This window comes from Streptomyces sp. NPDC005202 (assembly GCF_040608235.1).
Taxonomy (GTDB): domain Bacteria; phylum Actinomycetota; class Actinomycetes; order Streptomycetales; family Streptomycetaceae; genus Streptomyces.
Genome location: NZ_JBEXHW010000041.1, coordinates 12,565 through 29,884, shown reverse-complemented (window position 1 = coordinate 29,884; position 17,320 = coordinate 12,565). Strand labels below are relative to the sequence as shown.

The 17,320-nt window shown below is 69.5% G+C and carries 13 protein-coding genes; 1 reads left to right on the top strand and 12 read right to left on the bottom strand.

The annotated features are described in order from the left end of the window. Positions 1 to 4: 4 nt before the first annotated feature. From ABZV31_RS34010 to ABZV31_RS33980, 7 genes are all read right to left on the bottom strand, one after another. Entirely contained in the window at positions 5 to 1,237 is a 1,233-nt protein-coding gene (locus ABZV31_RS34010; RefSeq protein ID WP_355900712.1) for a sarcosine oxidase subunit beta family protein, read from the bottom strand. 124 nt (positions 1,238 to 1,361) lie between these two features. Continuing rightward, positions 1,362 to 2,222, bottom strand: coding sequence for a bifunctional methylenetetrahydrofolate dehydrogenase/methenyltetrahydrofolate cyclohydrolase (locus tag ABZV31_RS34005; RefSeq protein ID WP_355900711.1), 861 nt, complete (start codon positions 2,220 to 2,222; stop codon positions 1,362 to 1,364). A gap of 36 nt (positions 2,223 to 2,258) precedes the next feature. After that, entirely contained in the window at positions 2,259 to 4,697 is a 2,439-nt protein-coding gene (locus ABZV31_RS34000; protein WP_355900710.1) for an FAD-dependent oxidoreductase, read from the bottom strand. 204 nt (positions 4,698 to 4,901) lie between these two features. Beyond that, positions 4,902 to 5,867 carry an ABC transporter substrate-binding protein gene (locus ABZV31_RS33995; protein WP_355900709.1) on the bottom strand — a complete coding sequence of 322 codons (966 nt, stop codon included), beginning with the start codon at positions 5,865 to 5,867 and terminating at the stop codon, positions 4,902 to 4,904. A 13-nt stretch (positions 5,868 to 5,880) separates the two neighbouring features. Continuing rightward, complete coding sequence (locus ABZV31_RS33990) at positions 5,881 to 7,857, bottom strand: ABC transporter permease subunit (RefSeq protein WP_355900708.1); 1,977 nt, start codon at positions 7,855 to 7,857, stop codon at positions 5,881 to 5,883. Next, positions 7,857 to 8,945: a glycine betaine/L-proline ABC transporter ATP-binding protein gene (locus tag ABZV31_RS33985; RefSeq protein ID WP_355900707.1), complete on the bottom strand. Its 1,089-nt coding sequence runs from the start codon at positions 8,943 to 8,945 to the stop codon at positions 7,857 to 7,859. Before ABZV31_RS33985 ends, ABZV31_RS33990 begins: the two co-directional genes overlap by 1 nt. Before the next feature lie 20 nt (positions 8,946 to 8,965). Further along, on the bottom strand, positions 8,966 to 10,435 hold the full coding sequence (locus tag ABZV31_RS33980) for an aldehyde dehydrogenase family protein (protein ID WP_355900706.1): 1,470 nt from the start codon (positions 10,433 to 10,435) through the stop codon (positions 8,966 to 8,968). A gap of 221 nt (positions 10,436 to 10,656) precedes the next feature. On the opposite strand from ABZV31_RS33980, the gene purU reads away from it, so the two are divergent. After that, positions 10,657 to 11,529 (top strand): formyltetrahydrofolate deformylase, encoded by an 873-nt coding sequence (purU, locus tag ABZV31_RS33975; RefSeq protein WP_355900705.1) that lies wholly within the window; start codon positions 10,657 to 10,659, stop codon positions 11,527 to 11,529. A 197-nt stretch (positions 11,530 to 11,726) separates the two neighbouring features. On the opposite strand, the gene ABZV31_RS33970 is transcribed toward purU, so the two are convergent. The 5 genes from ABZV31_RS33970 to ABZV31_RS33950 form a co-directional block, all read right to left on the bottom strand. Continuing rightward, entirely contained in the window at positions 11,727 to 12,143 is a 417-nt protein-coding gene (locus ABZV31_RS33970) for a DUF202 domain-containing protein (RefSeq protein ID WP_355900704.1), read from the bottom strand. Then, a complete protein-coding gene (locus tag ABZV31_RS33965; protein ID WP_355900703.1) occupies positions 12,143 to 12,499 on the bottom strand; it encodes a DUF202 domain-containing protein in 357 nt (118 codons plus the stop codon). Before ABZV31_RS33965 ends, ABZV31_RS33970 begins: the two co-directional genes overlap by 1 nt. Before the next feature lie 241 nt (positions 12,500 to 12,740). Beyond that, positions 12,741 to 12,950 (bottom strand): hypothetical protein, encoded by a 210-nt coding sequence (locus tag ABZV31_RS33960; protein ID WP_355900702.1) that lies wholly within the window; start codon positions 12,948 to 12,950, stop codon positions 12,741 to 12,743. Beyond that, a complete protein-coding gene (locus ABZV31_RS33955; protein WP_355900701.1) occupies positions 12,941 to 14,140 on the bottom strand; it encodes an MFS transporter in 1,200 nt (399 codons plus the stop codon). The genes ABZV31_RS33960 and ABZV31_RS33955 overlap by 10 nt, the downstream gene beginning before the upstream one ends. A 45-nt stretch (positions 14,141 to 14,185) precedes the next feature. After that, positions 14,186 to 17,281, bottom strand: a complete 3,096-nt coding sequence (locus ABZV31_RS33950; protein ID WP_355900700.1) for a DUF3604 domain-containing protein — start codon at positions 17,279 to 17,281, stop codon at positions 14,186 to 14,188. Positions 17,282 to 17,320 lie beyond the last annotated feature (39 nt).

The following is a 17,320-nucleotide window of genomic DNA, read 5'->3' as shown; positions in this document are numbered from 1 at the left end:
CTCCCTAGTGGGCCACCGCGGCCGCGCCGTGCTCGTCGACGAGCGCGCCGGTGGTGAAACGGTCGAGCGAGAAGGGGGCGTTGAGGGGGTGAGGGGTGTCGTGGGCGATGGTGTGGGCGTAGACCCAGCCGACGCCCGGGGTGGCCTTGAAGCCGCCCGTGCCCCAGCCACAGTTGAGGTAGAGGTTGTCGACGGGGGTGAGTCCGATGATCGGCGACGCGTCGGGGCTGACGTCGACGATGCCGCCCCAGGTGCGCAGCACATGGGCGCGGGCGAAGACCGGGAAGAGTTCCAGGGCCGCGGACATCTGCTGTTCGATGACGTGGAACGCGCCCCGCTGCGTGTAGGAGTTGTACGCGTCGATGCCCGCGCCCATCACCAACTCGCCCTTGTGTGCCTGGCTGACGTACACGTGGACCGCGTTGGACATGACGACCGTCGGGTGCACCGGTTCGAGGAGTTCGGAGACGAGTGCCTGCAGCGGGTGGCTCTGCAGCGGCAGTTCGATGCCGGCCATGGCGGCGAGGACCGAGGTGTGGCCGGCCGAGCAGAGGGCCACCTTGCCCGCCGCGATCGGGCCGAGCGTGGTCTGCACGCCGACGACCCGGCCGCCGACGATGTCGAGGCCGGTGACCTCGCAGTTCTGGATGATGTCGATGCCGGCGGCGTCGGCGGAGCGGGCCAGGCCCCAGGCGACGTAATCGTGTTTGGCGATGCCGGCCCTCGGCTGGTAGGTGCCGCCCAGGACCGGGTAGCGCACGTCCGGCGAGATGTTGACGATCGGGCAGACTTCCTTGACCGCTTGCGCGTCGAGCCATTCGGCGTCGACGCCGTTGAGCCGGTTCGCCTCGACGCGGCGCACGCTGTCGCGGACGTCCTGCAGGCTGTGGGCCAGGTTCAGCACGCCGCGCTGGGAGAAGAGGATCGGGTAGTCGAGCTCCTCCGCCAGGCCCTCCCACAGCTTGAGTGCGTGCTCGTAGATGCCGGCACTCTCGTCCCACAGGTAGTTGGAGCGAATGATGGTGGTGTTGCGGGCCATGTTGCCGCCCGCCAACCAGCCCTTCTCCAGCACGGCGACGTTGGTGATGCCGTGGTTCTTCGCCAGATAGTGGGCGGTGGCGAGGCCGTGCCCGCCACCGCCGACGATCACCACGTCGTACGACCGCTTCGGCTCGGGCGTGCGCCACAGCCAGTCGGGGTGCTCGGGGAGCTCGGCGCCGGGTGTGCGGGGGCTCATCGGACGTCTCCGTCTGCTGAAGGGTACGGATACTGCGGGTACTCGGGGGGCGGCGTCTGCGTACGGGCCGGGAGGGCGGCGTGGGCCTCCGGGTGCAGGTCCGCCAGGGGGGTGTTCAGCGCGTTCATACGGTGTTGGCGTTCCTCTCGGCGGCCTCGACGACGTTGGCGAGCAGTATGGCCCGCGTCATGGGTCCCACGCCTCCGGGCATGGGAGCGAGCCATCCGGCGACCTGGGCGGCGTCCGGGTGTACGTCGCCGACGAGCCCGTGGTCGGTGCGGGTGATGCCGACGTCCAGGACGGCCGCGCCGGGGCGCAGCATGTCCTTGGTGATCAGTCCGGGCGAGCCGGCGGCCGCGACGACGATGTCTGCCTCGCGTACGTGCCAGGCCAGGCCCTTGGTGCCGGTGTGGCACAGGGACACGGTGGCGTTCTCGGACCTGCGGGTGAGGAGCAGTCCGATGGGCCGTCCGACGGTGATGCCCCGGCCGATCACGCACACGCGTGCTCCGGCGAGGGGCACGTCGTGGCGGCGGAGCAGTTCGACGATGCCGCGCGGGGTGCACGGAAGCGGGGCCTCGACGCCCAGGACGAGCCGGCCGAGGTTGACGGGATGCAGGCCGTCGGCGTCCTTGTCCGGGTCCATGCGTTCCAGTACGGCGTTGGCGTCGAGGTGGCGCGGAAGCGGGAGCTGGACGATGTAACCGGTGCAGGCCGGATCGGCGTTGAGTTCGTCGATGACGTCCTCCACCTGCTGCTGGGTGGCGTTGGCGGGCAGCTCGCGGCGGAGGGAGGCGACGCCGATCTGCGCGCAGTCGCGGTGCTTTCCGGCGACGTAGGTGTGGCTGCCGGGGTCGTCGCCGACCAGGACGGTGCCGAGTCCTGGCGGGCGGCCCACGGTGGCGGCCAACTTGGCCACGCGTTCGGCAAGTTCACGGCGGATCGCGGCGGCGGTCGCCTTGCCGTCGAGGAGTTGTGCGGTCACCGGCGGTGCTCCTTCCTTCGAGACCGACACTGCCTGCTAGCCACGGAGACGGGACATGGTCGGGTCGAACAGGGGCTCCTCGGCGACGACCGCCTCGATGCGCTGGTCGAAGTAGCCGATGTGCACGGTGGTGCCGGGGGCGGCGAGCTCCGCGGGGAGCCACGCATAGGCGATACCCTTGCCGATGGTGTAGCCATAGGCGGCGCTGGTGACGTAGCCGACGGCACGGTCGCCGTCGTACACGGGCTCCTTGCCCATGACGACCGCCTGCGGGTCGTCGATGGTGAGGCAGGTCAGCCTGCGTCGTACGTCGGCCTTGCGGCGCTCGAGGGCGGCCTTGCCGATGAAGTCGTCCTTGTCGAGCTTGACGGCGAAGCCGAGGCCGGCCTCGTAGGGATCGTGCTCGTAGGTCATGTCGGTGCCGAAGGAGCGGTAACCCTTCTCCAGGCGCAGGCTGTTGAAGGCGCCGCGGCCCGCGACGATGCCGCCCAGCGGCTGGGCCGCCTGCCACAGGGTGTCCCACAGCTTCTGGCCCAGGTCGGCGGTGGTGTACAGCTCCCAGCCGAGCTCACCGACGTAGCTCAGCCGCATCGCGGTGACGGGCACGGATCCGATGTGGGCGCGCTTGGCGCGGAAGTACTTCAGGCCGTCGTTCGAGAAGTCCTCGTCGGTGAGGGGCTGCAGGACCTTGCGGGCGAGCGGGCCCCACAGGCCGATGCAGCAGGTGCCGGGGGTGATGTCGCGCACGGCGACCGATCCGTCGGCGGGGAGGTGGCGGGTGAACCAGTCCAGGTCCAGGTTGCCGTTGGCGCCGATCTGGAAGAGATCGCGGGCGAGCCGGGCGACGGTGATGTCGCTGCGGATGCCGCCGTCGTGGTTGAGGAGGAGCGTGTATGTCACGGAGCCGACGGACTTGTCGACCTTGCTCGTGGACAGCTGCTCCAGGAAAGCGGCGGCACCCGGGCCGCTGACCTCGAGCCGCTTGAGGGCCGTCATGTCGTACATCGCGACCGTCTCGCGCGTGACCTGGGCCTCGGCGCCGACGATGGGCGACCAGTACTGCGCGGCCCAGTCGTTGGGGGTTGGGATGGAACGGCCTTCGACCAGCTGCGCGTTGGCCTCGTACCACTGCGGGCGTTCCCAGCCGTTCGCCTCCAGGAAGAAGGCGCCCAGTTCCTGCTGGCGGGCGTAGAAGGGGCTGGTGCGGATCGGGCGCGGCTTACCCGAAGGCTGGAGCGGGTGGATGATGTCGTAGACCTCGACGAAGTTCTGGCAGTCGCGGGCCAGCACGTACTCCGGGGACAGCTGGTGCGGCTCGAAGCGGTTGACGTCGCACTCGTGCAGGTCGAAGGAGGAGCAGTAGCCGTCGACCAGCCACTCGGCCATGGCCCGTCCCACGCCGGCGGAGTGGGTGACCCAGACGGCCTCGGCGACCCAGAAGCCGTTGACGTCCGGGGATTCGCCCAGGAGCGGGAAGTCGTCAGTGGTGAAGGAGAACAGGCCGTTGATGCCCTCTTCGACCTTGGCTTCCTTCGTCGCGGGGAGCAGGGACTGGGTTTCGGTCCAGGCGTCCGCGAAGTCCTCCTCAGTGAACTTCAGGACCGACGGCATCGTCTCGGCCTCGTCCACGGAGAGGATGTCGTCGGCGGAGACGGGCATCGGGCGGTGGCCGTAGTAGCCGATGCCGAGACCGTCGAAGCGGTCGCGGTAGTAGAGGTCGGCGTCCTGGTGGCGGAGGATCGGGCGGACCGCCTCCTCGGTCTGGCCGGCCAGGGCGGGGATCGGGCCGGTCCAGGCGAGCTGGTGGGCGAGCGGGGTGAGCGGGAGGTTCATGCCGACCATGCGGGCGATCTTCGGGCCCCAGATTCCGGCGCAGCACACGACGATGTCGGCGGGGATCTCACCCCGGTCTGTGAGGACGCCGGTGACGCGGCCCTCGCTCTGCTGGATGTCGAGGACTTCGTGGCGGGCGAGGAAGCGCACGCCGCGTTCGGCGGCCCGGCGGATCTGCGCCTCGACGGCGAGGACCGCCTTGGCGAGACCGTCCGTGGGTACCAGGAGGCCACCCAGGACCTTGTCGCGGTTCACGAGCGGGTGCTGCTCGACGCACTCATCGGCGCTCAGCAGCCGGGCCTCGATGCCCCAGGCGGTGACCCAGCCGTGGCGGCGGTGCAGTTCCGCGAGACGCTCCGGGGTGGTCGCCACCTCCAGGCCGCCGACCTGCAGGAAGCAGGGCTTGCCGTCGACGTCGAGGGAACAGAACTTCTCGACGGTGTAACGGGCCAGCTCCGTCATGGTCTTGGAGGAGTTCGTCTGGAAGACCAGGCCCGGGGCGTGCGAGCTGGACCCCCCGGTGGCGGGCAGCGGGCCCTGGTCGACCACGGTCACTTCGGTCCAGCCGCGCGCGGAGATCTCATCCGCGAGGGCCGCTCCCACGACACCCGCTCCGATGATCACCACTCGGGGTCCCGCCATCGCCGCACCTCCGAATTCAAATCCGCCTAGTTGCTGTCTGCGCAACGTGATTCAAGTTGCGCAACTCAATGTGCCTGTCGCGAGGATGGGTGTCAAGGGGTCGGTGACGTCGGTGAACAGAGCGAAACGCGTCAGGGCCCGGCAGGCTGCGCTGGCAGCCTGCCGGGCCCTGACGTGGGGATGTGCGGGGGTACTCGGGTGTTGCTACTTGAGCCAGGCCTCGACCTTGTCGCGGTTCGCGTCGACCCACTTCTTCGCCGCCGCGTCGTCCGACATCTTGTCCTGCGCGATGTACCTGGCGACGGTGTTCTGGTCGTCGTTCGTCCAGTTGAAGTTCTTCACCAGCTTGTACGCGGGGCTGCCGGACTGGGCGAACTTCGCACTGACGATCTTGTCCAGGTCGTACACGGGATAGTCGCAGGCGACCTTCGCGGCGACGGCGTCACATCCCGTCGTGTACTTCGGCAGTGAGACCTTCACCAGCGGCACCTCGGACAGGAACCACTGCGGCTCGTAGAAGTAGCCGATCAACCACTGCTTGTTCTTCTCGGCGTTCCGGAAGGCCTGGATGACCGCGGTCTCGCTTCCGGCGTACACCACCTTGAAGTTCAGCTTGAGGTTGTTGACCAGTGCCGCGTCGTTGGTGACGTAGGACGGGTCGCCGTCGAGCAGCTGGCCCTTGCCGCCCGACTCGGAGGTCCTGAAGTTGTCGACGTACTTGTTGAGGTTCTGCCAGTTGGTGATGTCCGGGTGCGCCTTGGCCAGCCACGGCGGCACGAACCAGCCGATGATGCCCTTGTTGCCGGTCTGCCCCGCCTCGACCGCGGTCTTCTGCCCCGTGATGTACTTCTTCTTCAGGTCGTCGTGGCCCCAGTTCTCCAGGATGGCGTCGACCTCGCCGGTCCCGAAGCCCTGCCAGGCGATCTCTTCCTTCAGGTCCTTCTTGTTGACCGTACAGCCGAGCTCGTGCTGCGCGACGTACGCGACGACCGCCGCGTCCGCCTCGTAGCCCACCCAGGGGTTGACGGCAAGGTTGAAGGTGCCGCACTTGCCGCCCGAGCTTTTCGAGCCCGCGGATGAGCTGTCGCCGACTTTCGCCCCTGAGCAGGCCGTGAGGATCAGACCGAGGGCGGCCAGGCCGGCCGCGCCGGCTCGCCAGTGTCTTGCCATGGTGTCGTGCTCCTTATGCGCTGGTGCGTCGCGCCGCAGACTGAGTGATCCGGTCGAACATGACTCCGAGCAGTACGATGGCGAGCCCCGCCGCCAGCCCCTTTCCGTACAGCTCTCCCTGCGAGAAACCGGCCACCACGTCGTAGCCGAGGGCGCCGGCCCCCACGAGGCCGCCCACAACAACCATCGACAGCACGTAGATGAGGCCCTGGTTGGTCGCCAGAGTCAGAGCGCTGCGTGCCATGGGCAGCTGAACCTTGGTGATGATCTGCCAGGTGTTGCACCCGGCAGAGGTGGCCGCCTCCACGGTGGTCCCGGCCACGTTGCGCACCCCGTCCGCGATGATCTTGATCGCGACGGGCGCCGCGTAGACGACGGCCGCGACGATCGCGGTGAAGCGCGTGGCTCCGAAGAGCGCGAGGAACGGCACGAGATAGACGAACGGCGGCATGACCTGCGCGGCGTCCAGGGTGGGCCGCACCAGCCGGTCCACGAGCGGGTTGCGTCCCATCCACACGCCGAAGGTGACGCCGAGCAGCATCACCAGCGCTGTCGCCACGACGGTCGAGGCCAGCGTCGTCATGCTGTCCGACCACACTCCCGTGCCGACCAGGAGTCCCACGCACACGGCCGCCGTCGCCCCGGCGCGCCAGCCGCCGAGCACTGCGCCGAGCCCGACCAGAGCCGCGCCGACCAGCCACCACGGGGAGTCGGTGAGGAGGGTCTGGAACGGGTTGAGCAGACCGTTGGTGATGACGTCCCGGAAGGCGTTGGTGATGCCCGACAGATGGTCCTGCAGCCAGGTGGTCGCGGTGTCCGCCGCGCTCGCGATGTGGCTGCCGGTGCTGCCCTGGCCGGGGAACTCGGCAGCCCACACGTAGGTGTGGGACAGGTACACCAGCACCGCCGTGACCACTCCGCCCGCGATCAGCAGTGGCCGCCGCCAGGTGAGAAAACGGCTGCCCGAGCGGCGGGCGGCCTCCTCACGTCCGCTCGCCGCCGTGGTGACCCGGTCGAGGACGATGGCCATGACGACGATGGCGAGTCCCGCATTGAAGGCCGTGCCGACGTCGAGCGACTGCAGGGCCTGGACGACGGTCTTGCCGAGGCCGGGTGCGTCGATCAGGGCGGCGATGGTCACCATGGCCAGGGCGGCCATGATGGTCTGGTTGACGCCCATGACCACGGTGCGCTTGGACATCGGCAGAAGCACCTTCAGCAGTTGCTGCCATCGCGTCGAACCGAGCGAGTCCGCCGCCTCGACGGTGGTCTCCGGTACGGACCGGATGGCGTGCGCGGTGATGCGGATGGCGGGCGGCGCCGCGTAGATCAACGTGATGATCGTGGCGGAGGCCGGTCCGATGAGGAAGAACAGGGTCAGCGGGGCGAGGTAGACGAAGGTCGGCATCGTCTGCATGAAGTCCAGGAAGGGCGTCACAATCCGGTTGAACCGGTCGGACAGCCCGGCCCACACGCCGAGCGGGATACCGATGAGCAGCGCCACGAAGACCGCCGACAGGGTCAGCGCCAGCGTGTCCATGCTCTCCTGCCACAGGCCCTGCAGCCCGAAGAAGGTGAAGCCGGCCACGGCCAGCAGCGCGACCCGCCAGTTGGCCACCGCCCAGGAGACGTAGCCGGTGAGTCCCACGACACCGAGCCAGCCGATCTGCGGTACCGGACGGCTGCCGGTGGGCTGGGAGATCAGTGACTGGATGAAGGTCACCAGGTTCTCGATGACCAGGCGGATCTCATTGAAGAAGTACAGGAAGAGCGGGTTGGAGTTGCGGTTGGCGCCGATGGTGTCGTTGACGTCGTTGAACCAGCGGTGCAGACCGGTGAGATCCGCCGCCGCGAGGGCCAGCGTCTGCCTGCCGCGCAGCACGGCGAAGAGCACCAGCCAGACGATCAGGATCCCCGCCACCACCATGGGACGGCTGACCTTCTTGCGTACGGTCGCGACCGGCGCGGTCGCGTCGGCGGCGACGGCCATCACGCACCGCCCCCCTGCCCGGCGACGACGGCGAGGATCTCCTCGTCGCCGACGATGCCGAGCAGCTTGCCGTTCTCGACGACCTTCACCGGCTTCTCTGCAGCCAGCACCGCACGGGTGGCCTCGCGCACGACGACGTCCGGACCCAGCTCGGGGCCGTCGAGGGCGTCGTCGGGCCCCACGGGCCGCATGATCCACCGCAGGGTCAGCACGTCACCGCGCGGTACGTCCCGGACGAAGTCGCGTACGTAGTCGTCGGCCGGGGCGCCGACGAGTTCGTCGCCGGTGCCGCACTGGACCATCTTGCCGTCACGCATGATAAGGATGCGGTCGCCGAGCTTGAGGGCCTCGGAGAGGTCGTGGGTGATGAACACCATGGTCTTGCCGACCTCGTGGTGCAGCCGGACGACCTCGTTCTGCATGTCACGGCGGATCAGCGGGTCCAGTGCGGAGAACGGTTCGTCGAAGAAGAGGACGTCCGGGTCGCCCGCTAGGGCGCGGGCGAGGCCGACGCGCTGCTGCATGCCGCCGGAGAGCTGGTCCGGGTAGGAGTTCTCGTATCCGGCGAGGCCGACCAGTTCGACGACCTCCAGGGCGCGCTTGGTGCGCTCGCTCCTGCTCATGCCGCGGATCTCCAGGCCGAACGCCACGTTGTCGACCACGCGACGGTGGGGCAGCAGCCCGAAGTGCTGGAAGACCATGGAGAACTTGCTGCGCCGCAGTTCGCGCAGCCGCTTGGCGTCCGCTTCGCGGATGTCCTCGCCCTCGAAGACGACCTCACCGGCGGTGGGTTCGATCAGCCGGGTCAGACATCGCACCAGCGTGGACTTGCCGGAGCCGGACAGGCCCATGACGACGAAGACCTCACCGGGCGACACCTCGAAGTTCACGTCGCGTACTGCGGCGGTACATCCGGTGCGGTCCATGAGCTCGCGGCGGGTGAGCCCGCACAGCTCCTCGGAGTCCGGTACCTGGTCGGCCTTCGGCCCGAACACCTTCCACAGCCGGCGCACGGAGATGACCGGGGTCCGGTGCGAATCCTGGGACGTGTCGCGCCGCTGCGACACATCGGTCTGTGTGGGGGTCACGATCGACCTCTTTTCGGCGTTCAGCCGCGGAACCAGTGCTGCGGCCGGGGTTGGATGTTCTGCCAGACGTGCTTGGGCTCTCGGTATTCGTCCAGGCCGGTCGGTCCCAGCTCCCGGCCCACGCCCGAGTGCCCGAAGCCACCCCATTCCGCTTGCGGCACATAGGGGTGGTAGTCGTTGATCCACACCGTGCCGTGGCGCATCCGCCGGGCGACCCGCTGGGCCTTGCCGGCGTCCTGTGTCCAGACGGCTCCGGCGAGTCCGTACTCCGTGTCGTTGGCGATACGGACGGCGTCGTCCTCGTCGCGGAAGCGTTCGACGGTGAGCACGGGTCCGAAGGACTCCTCGTGCACCACGCGCATGTCCTGCCGGCACTCGTCGAGGACGGTGGGCGGGTAGTAGAAGCCCTTCGCGAGCGCCGGGTCGTCGGGGCGTGCGCCGCCGCAGCGCAGTACGGCGCCCTCGGCGAGGCCGGCCGCGACGTACGCCTCGACCTTCTTGCGGTGCTGTGCGGAGATCAGCGGTCCGGTCTCGGCCTCGGGGTCGAAGGGTCCGCCGAGGCGGATCTGCCGGGCACGGCGGACGACCTCGTCGACGAAGGCGTCGTGCAGGGAGTCCTCGACGATCAGGCGGGCGCCGGCCGAGCAGACCTGTCCGGAGTGCAGGAAGACGGCGGTGAGGGCGAAGTCCACGGCCGTGGCGAAGTCGGCGTCGGCGAAGACGACGTTCGGGTTCTTGCCGCCGAGCTCCAGCGCCACCTTTTTCACGGTCGCCGCGGCCGTGGCCATGATCCGCTTCCCGGTCTCCAGGCCGCCGGTGAAGGAGACCATGTCGACGGCCGGGTCCTCGGACAGCGGGGCGCCCACCTCGGGTCCGGTGCCCAGGACGAGATTGGCGGCGCCGGCGGGAAGACCGGCCTCCTCCAGTGCCTTCATCAGCAGGATCGAGGTCGAGGGCGTGAGCTCGCTGGGCTTGAGGACGATCGTGTTGCCCGCCAGGAGGGCGGGGGCGACCTTCCAGGACGCCTGGAGCAGTGGGTAGTTCCAGGGGGTGATCAGTCCGCACACGCCGACCGGTTCGTAGACGACCCGGCTGATGGCGTCGTCCCGGCCGGTGTCGATCACGCGGCCGGCCTCGGTGCCTCCGAGCCCGCCGTAATAGCGGAAGCAGGAGACGACGTCGGCGATGTCGTACTCGCTCTCGACCAGTCGCTTGCCGGTGTCCAGCGACTCGGCGCGGGCGAACTCCTTGGCGTCCCGCTCGATGAGGTCGGCGGTGCGCAGCAGCAGCGCGCCGCGCTCCCGCTCCGGGGTGCGCGGCCAGGGCCCCTCGTCGAAGGCGCGGCGGGCCGCGGCGATCGCCACCTCGGAGTCGGCACGTGTCCCTTCCGAGACCGTCGCGACGAGCGTGCCGTCCGCGGGACAACGGATTTCCCGGCGGCCTCCGGCCACCGGCTCCCGCCATTCACCGTCCACATACAGGTCTGCCACGCGCCCAGCCCTTCAACCGAAATGCGTTGCGCATCGTGCATTGGATTTCTTGTGGTGGAACACCCTGGCCGGATGAACGGACAGACGTCAAGAGGTTGGCCGATCCCGATTCCGTCATGGGCGGCAGTTGCCCTCCCACTCTTGACCGCAAGACGCACGGGAGCCAACCATGTTGCGTATAGCTCACTGCGTTGTGCCATACGCACCGAGGGAGGCCCTGCATGTCCCCTAGACCGCATCCCGGCCGCGAGTACGTCCTCACTCTGTCGTGTCCGGACATCGCCGGACTGGTCCATGCCGTGAGCGGCTTCCTCGTCCGCAACTCCGGCAACATCCTCGAGAGCCAGCAGTTCGATGATCGACTGCAGGCCCGTTTCTTCATGAGAGTCCACTTCGACGTTTCCGATCCGGACGTCGATCTGGAACATCTGCGTTACCGATTCGGCCCGGTCGCCGAGGCCCACGGGATCTCCTGGACCCTCCGGGACGCCTCGACCCCGACCCGGACGCTCATCATGGTGTCAAGGTTCGGCCACTGCCTGAACGATCTGCTCTTCCGCTGCCGTACCGGCGCCCTCAACATCGAGATCCCGGCCATCGTCTCCAACCACCGGGACTTCGAGGCACTGGCGGAGTCCTACGACATCCCCTTCCACCACATCCCGGTGACCAAGGACACCAAGCCCGAGGCCGAGGCGCGCCTGCTGGAGCTGGTGCGGGAGCTGGACGTCGACCTCGTGGTCCTGGCCCGCTACATGCAGGTCCTCTCCGACGACCTGTGCAAGGAACTGGAGGGCCGCGCCATCAACATCCACCACTCCTTCCTGCCGAGCTTCAAGGGCGCGAAGCCCTACCAGCAGGCCTACGAGCGCGGGGTGAAGCTGGTCGGCGCGACGGCGCACTATGTGACGCCGGACCTCGACGAGGGCCAGATCATCGAGCAGGACGTGGTGCGCGTGGACCACTCCCTCGACCCCTCCGACCTGGTCACCGTCGGGCGCGACGTGGAGTCCCAGGTGCTCGCAAAGGCCGTGAAGTGGCACAGCGAGAGCCGCATCATGCTGGACGGCAACCGCACGGTCGTCTTCAGCTGACCCTGGCGTTCGTCCACCCCCCAGCCGGTCGATCCGGTCGGCCGGGCCGCACCCGCAGGGTGTCAGGCTCGGCGCCGGAGCCGGCCGAGGGTGCTCACTGCTCATGCGCCGATGGGCACCTCCCCCCGCACCGCTCGCTCCGGGCGGTGCGGGGGGAGGTGCCCATCGGCGTGTCTCGGGTCAGGCTGGACCGGGGATCAGCCACCGTGGGACGGGGCCAGCAGGCACCAGATGGTGACCACCGCGCAGCCGACGACGCCGGCCGAACTGACCAGCAGCGCCCGTGCGGAAGGAGCTGACGGCGCGTCTTGGACGGTCAGCATGGACCGGCGGCGGGCGGAGGCCTGCAGCCTCATGGCACCGGCGGCGACGGCGAGCAGCATGCCGGGCACGGCAAGCTCAGGACGGTCGTGGACCAGACCGGTGCGGAGGACCAGGACCGCGTCCACCGCCAGCACCAGGGCGGTCCGGCTCCACGCCAGGAGGGTGCGCTCGGCCTGCAGCCCGGGATCGCGCGGCGGACGGGGGCCGGAGCGGGGGCTCCGACGCGGCACGGGGTGGTCGGCCTGCAGGTCGGGGTGTGGGCCAGGGTGCAGGCCCGGGCCGTCGGCCATCAGGAGTCCACCAGGATGAGAAGGCAGAAGGCCGCGGCGATCCCGGCGGTGCCGACGGTCAATGCGATGAGCAGGCGGGTGTGCGGCAGGGGGGCGCTCTTCCGCATCGCCTGCTCGTTGCGGGCCCACCGGCGGTAGGCGGTGGCGCCGAGGACGGCTCCGCCGAGAGCGAGCACCACGCCGAGGGCGGTCCGCACCGGCGCGGGAGCGAGTCCGGGTGCGAGTTGGTCGAAGCCGACCGCGCCGGCCATCAGCGCGAGGGCGGTGCGAATCCAGGCGAGGAAGGTGCGTTCGTTGGCGAGGGAGAAGCGGTAGTCGGGCTCCTCGCCTTCGCGGCGCCAGGCGGGATCGGGCATCAGTCGGCTCCTCGGCTCGCTCGACGGTTCGCGGGGCTCCTCAGTCGGCGCCGTCTCGGTGGGCGACCTGGGGCGGCAGCGGTCCCCGTCCGGATTCCCACCCGGAAAGTTCTTGGAAGTGACGCACGGGGACAGGCCCCCTGGCGGCGGTGGGGAGCCACCGCCAGGGGGCATGCCTGCGGAGGATCGCGGAGGGCGCTGCGTTGCAGCGACCGTCCGGTCCCGGCAGCGATACCGGGTGTCAGTCGCCGGTGGTGGCCGAGGCCGCGCCCACCTCGTCGGACCGGTCCGGTGCGGCCGCGGGGGACCGCTGGGGGCCGGGGGCGTCGACGTCGTCCAGGCTCCGCCCCCGGGTCTCCTCCGCCCAGGCGATGCACGCGACCAGCCCGATCAAGGTGATGACCACGCCCGCGTACATCGTCCCCGACACCCCGAAGTGGTTCAGTGACACCGGCACGAGGTAGGTCCCCCCGGCGGCTCCGATCCTGCTGAGTGCGACGGCCATGCCGACCGCGGTGGCCCGGATGGGTGTGGGGAACCGTTCGGGTAGAGCCACTCGAGGATGCCCGGTGCCCCTGCGAAGAAGGCGTACAGCGAGAAGCATCCGAGCACGATCTCGACCGGCGCGTTGCTCCACAGCCCCAGGACCAGCAGCGGGATCGTCATCAGGCCGAAGGACCAGGTGATCATCGGGCGGCGGCCCACGGTGTCGAGCATGCGCATCGCCGGGATGCAGCCCAGCATGAACAGCAGGCTCACCAGGGCCGAGCCCAGGTTGCCCACGGTGTTCTCGTTGAATCCGAACGCCCCGAGCAGCTGCGGGCCGAAGATGTACATGGCCCACATCGGGATCACCTGGCAGGTGTAGAACACCGAGACGAACAGGACGCGCCGCAGGTACAGCCCCCGGAACAGCGCGGAGAGGCTGCCGCTCCGGATCACCGTGGTGCGGGACGCCAGCAACTGCTCGCGACTGACGTCCGCGCCCAGGACCGACCGGATGAGTTCACGTGCCTCGTCCACGCGGCCGTTCTCCACCAGCCACCGGGGGGATTCCGGAGTGCCGTGCCGCAGAGCGAGCACGAACAGGCTGACGACGGCCGAGCTGGCGAGCATCCAGCGCCACGCTCCGGCGGGGGCGGCCAGCGTGATGAGGTAGCCGACCGCGTACGCGGCCATGGCGCCGAAGTACCAGGCGACGATGGTGATCCCGAGGGCGCGCCCGCGCTCCCGGCGGGGGCACCACTCGGTGAGCAGCGACGTCGCGATCGGGTAGTCCGCGCCGATCGCGAAGCCGATCAGGAACCGCAGCACGATGACCTGCCAGGCATTGGCGGCGAACGCGGATGCGACCGATCCCACGAGCAGGACGGTCAGGTCGATCGTGTACATCACCCGGCGGCCGACGAGGTCGGTCAGCCAGCCGATCACCAACCCGCCGAAGAACATGCCGATCATCGCGGAGACGCCGACCAGTGCGGCGGTGGAGGTGCTCAGATGCAGATCATGGGTCATGCCGATGAGCGCGACGCCCACGATGCTGAGCAGGTAGCCGTCGAGCAGCGGCCCGCCGCTGCACGCCACGAGCAGCTTGCGGTGGAACCGGCTCATCGGTGCTTCTTCGATCACGTCTATCTTCACGGGGACTCCCGTCGCAGGTGGGGTGTTGGCAGCCGACTCACCGGTTCAGGCCTGCCGGGAATGTGTCGTGGCGCTCGGGTCGACCCAGATCGGCGACGACCACGCCATCTCGCCGTCGACCTGGAACACCCGCAGGTAGTACCAGGTGGGTTCGGTGACGGTGTCGGTCCACCGCAGCCGGTGCTCGCGGCCGCCGATGCTGGTCAGGCCTCCGACGCCGGGCTGGATCCGGAACCGCCCGGGGCAGCTCACCGGCATGTCCACCACGCTGCCGGCCAGCTCGCCGAGCGATGTCTCCAGCCGGCCGTGCGCGGTCCGCACGGTCACCCGCGCGTCGGCCGGTCCGAGCAGGGTGAGCTCGATCCCGCCACGCTGCGCACCGTAGGGTTCTCCGAACGTCCGCGTGCTCGCGACCCATCCGACCTCATGGGTGTCGGCGTGCGTGATCTCGGGGCACCAGAACGGGGTCTGCAGAACCTCCCCGCCCTCGACGCGCAGGGTGCCGTCCCATTCGACGGTGGCGTGGCCGAGGCCCCACTCCAGCCGCAGCGGAACCGTCAGCCATCCGTCGGGCAGCTGCCGGTCCGGGAGGACGGTGTGCACGTTCTGCCCGGCCTTGACCACGTCGATACGGGCCAGGTCGGTGTAGCCCCGGGCGTAGGCCTCGATCTCGATCGGCCCGTCCGCGGTGATCTCCGAACCCATGAAGGCGTCGCCGATCCGGAAGTCGACCACGATGCCCCGGGTCGACGCGCCGAACACCCGTCGCTGGTACAGGGCGTCGAAGACCGCCGCCCGGTCCAGGTTCTCGGCGTAGGCGCCGACGTAACTGGCGCCGTGGCCGTGGTCGGAGGAGGCGATCAGACCGTAGCGGTAGCCGCGGCGCAGGCCGTCCGCGACGAAGGTGCCCGGCAGGGTGCCGTCGGAGTACTGGCGGAAGCACCCGTCGTCCTCGTAGTTGCCCCGGCACGCCTGGAACACCTCGGCCACCCGCAGGTACTTCGGGTCGTAGTAGTTCCAGTCGAAGGGCACCATCGCCGAACCCGGGTGGTGCGGAATGGTGATCGCCGGGTGGTCGGGGTGCTGGTCGAGCAGTTCCCACAGCCGGGCGGGTGTCGAGGACGGCTCGGCGTAGGAGGAGTAGATCGGGGCGCCGCGGGAGACGTCGCCGAAGATGACGTTCTGGTGACCGCTCATCCCGGTCCACTCGAATCCGTAGAGCGGAACGAACCGGCCATCGATCCGGAACAAGTCGGCGAGTTTCTGGATGCTCCACCACTGGTAATCGCTGCTGTTTTCCGAATGGTCGGTGACTGCCCAGAAGTCGTACTCGCAGACGTCCCACGAATACCGGTAGAAATCCTCCAGCGACGGCTCGTCCCCGGATGTGCAGCGGCTGACCAGTGAGTGCCGGTGCAGGTCGCCCCAGTAAAGCTGGTACTCGTGGTCGCCGACCGCGGTGCGGTAGCGGTCGCGCTCGGCGGTCACCCAGTTCCGCGCTTCGTACCGCCGGTCGCTGTGCACCACGGGATATTCCGTGCCGGCCGCCGCAGGACCCGCCGGCACGGCGATGTCCGCGTGCCCGACCCGGCCGACGCCGTGCACACTGTGCCAGATCACCTCGCCCTGGTGCTCCAGCAGGAACGGGCACTCGCGCCCGCCGAACCCCTCGGTCCACTCCAGCCCGCGCTGCAGTCGGCCGTCGGTCTGCCAGGCCACGGTGGCGGTGTCGCCGACCACGGCCACCGCCGGCTCCTCCAGCGTCCCGTCGCTGCCGGTGTACGTGGTCGGCGCGGACCAGCCGTCCGGACCCAGGGTCTGGGTGGCGACCTCCCAGTAGTACGTCATCAGGGGCAGCCGCCGGTGGTACCGGTAGGCGACCACCAGCCCGCCGGAGGCGGTGGCCGCGAGACGCGGCAGCGCGCTCGGCGTGGTGTCCAGGTACGGGGCGAGCTCTCCGGTGGCCTCCCTGACCGCGTCGGGATCCACTCGGACCACGCGGAACGACGCCTCGATGTCCGGCAGCAGCTCCGGCGGCACGTACTCGCCGGGCTCCCGCATGCCGGTGGGTTCGGCGGCCCCGCCGAGCGTCTCCGCGGCGCGCAGCCTGGTCGGACCCGAGCTGCCGTGCCCGTGCACGGTGATCACGTCGAACGCGCACCAGATCCCGCCGTCCGCGGTCACGGCGACGCTGGGGTGCAGCGCGTAGTCCGTTCCCGAGCTGACCACCCGCACCGGGGACAGCGTGCCGTCGGCGGCCCTGCTCCTCAGGACCACCCGGTAGGCGCCTTGGTGGTACTCGCTCCAGGCATACACGGTACGCCCCTCGGCGGCGGCCAGTGCCGGATCCCACACGTTCGCTGACGACCCGTCGCTGATCAGCTCGGCGGGCCCCCACCGGCCGTCCGTCCACCGCCGCGAGTAGATGCCGAACCGGCCACTCTCGCGGCCCTGCCAGCACACCTCGACGGAGCCGTCCGGGTGCGCGACGACCTCCTGGTTGAAGGACGGGTGGCTGGTGGTGCTCACCAACTCCGGCGCGCTCCACACGCCTCCGTCGAGGCGGCAGGCCCACACGCCCACCTGGCCCTCCTCCGCGCGGGCATAGCACACCCAGGCACGGCCGGACCGGTCGAACACGGCCGTCGGCCGGAAGCAGTCGCCCGGCTGCCCAGAGAGCGTCGCCGGCTCGGCGGTCTCGCCGTCGGCCCCCTGCAGTGCGGCGACAACGCACTCTCCGATGTCCTTGCGCCACTCGATCCACGTGTACAGCAGCTCGCCCCGGTCGGAGGCGGCGACGGAGGGCCGTGCCGCCGAGACGGAGCCGGGCAGCACACTGCCCGCGCGCCGGGCGTGCCCCGGCAGCTTCTCCGCCGCGGCCAGCGCCTTGTCGGCGGCGCTGAGGAACTCACGCAGCCGGCCGCCGCCCTCGTCGACCCACATGTACCGCAGCGGGTCCGGGTCCAGGAGCTTCTCGACTTCGGTCATGTCCCGGCCGTCGTCGATCGCTGCGGCGAAGCGGCGGTTGAATTCCAGTACGAGTTCCAGGTCCGCCCGCTGCTGGGCGGTGTAGCTGCCGCTGTGGTGGTCGATTCCACAGGAAAGCGCGTGCCCATGTGAATGCCCGTGCGAATGACCCATGCTTTTCTCCTCGCCGATTCATGGGCGTAGTAGAGTGCT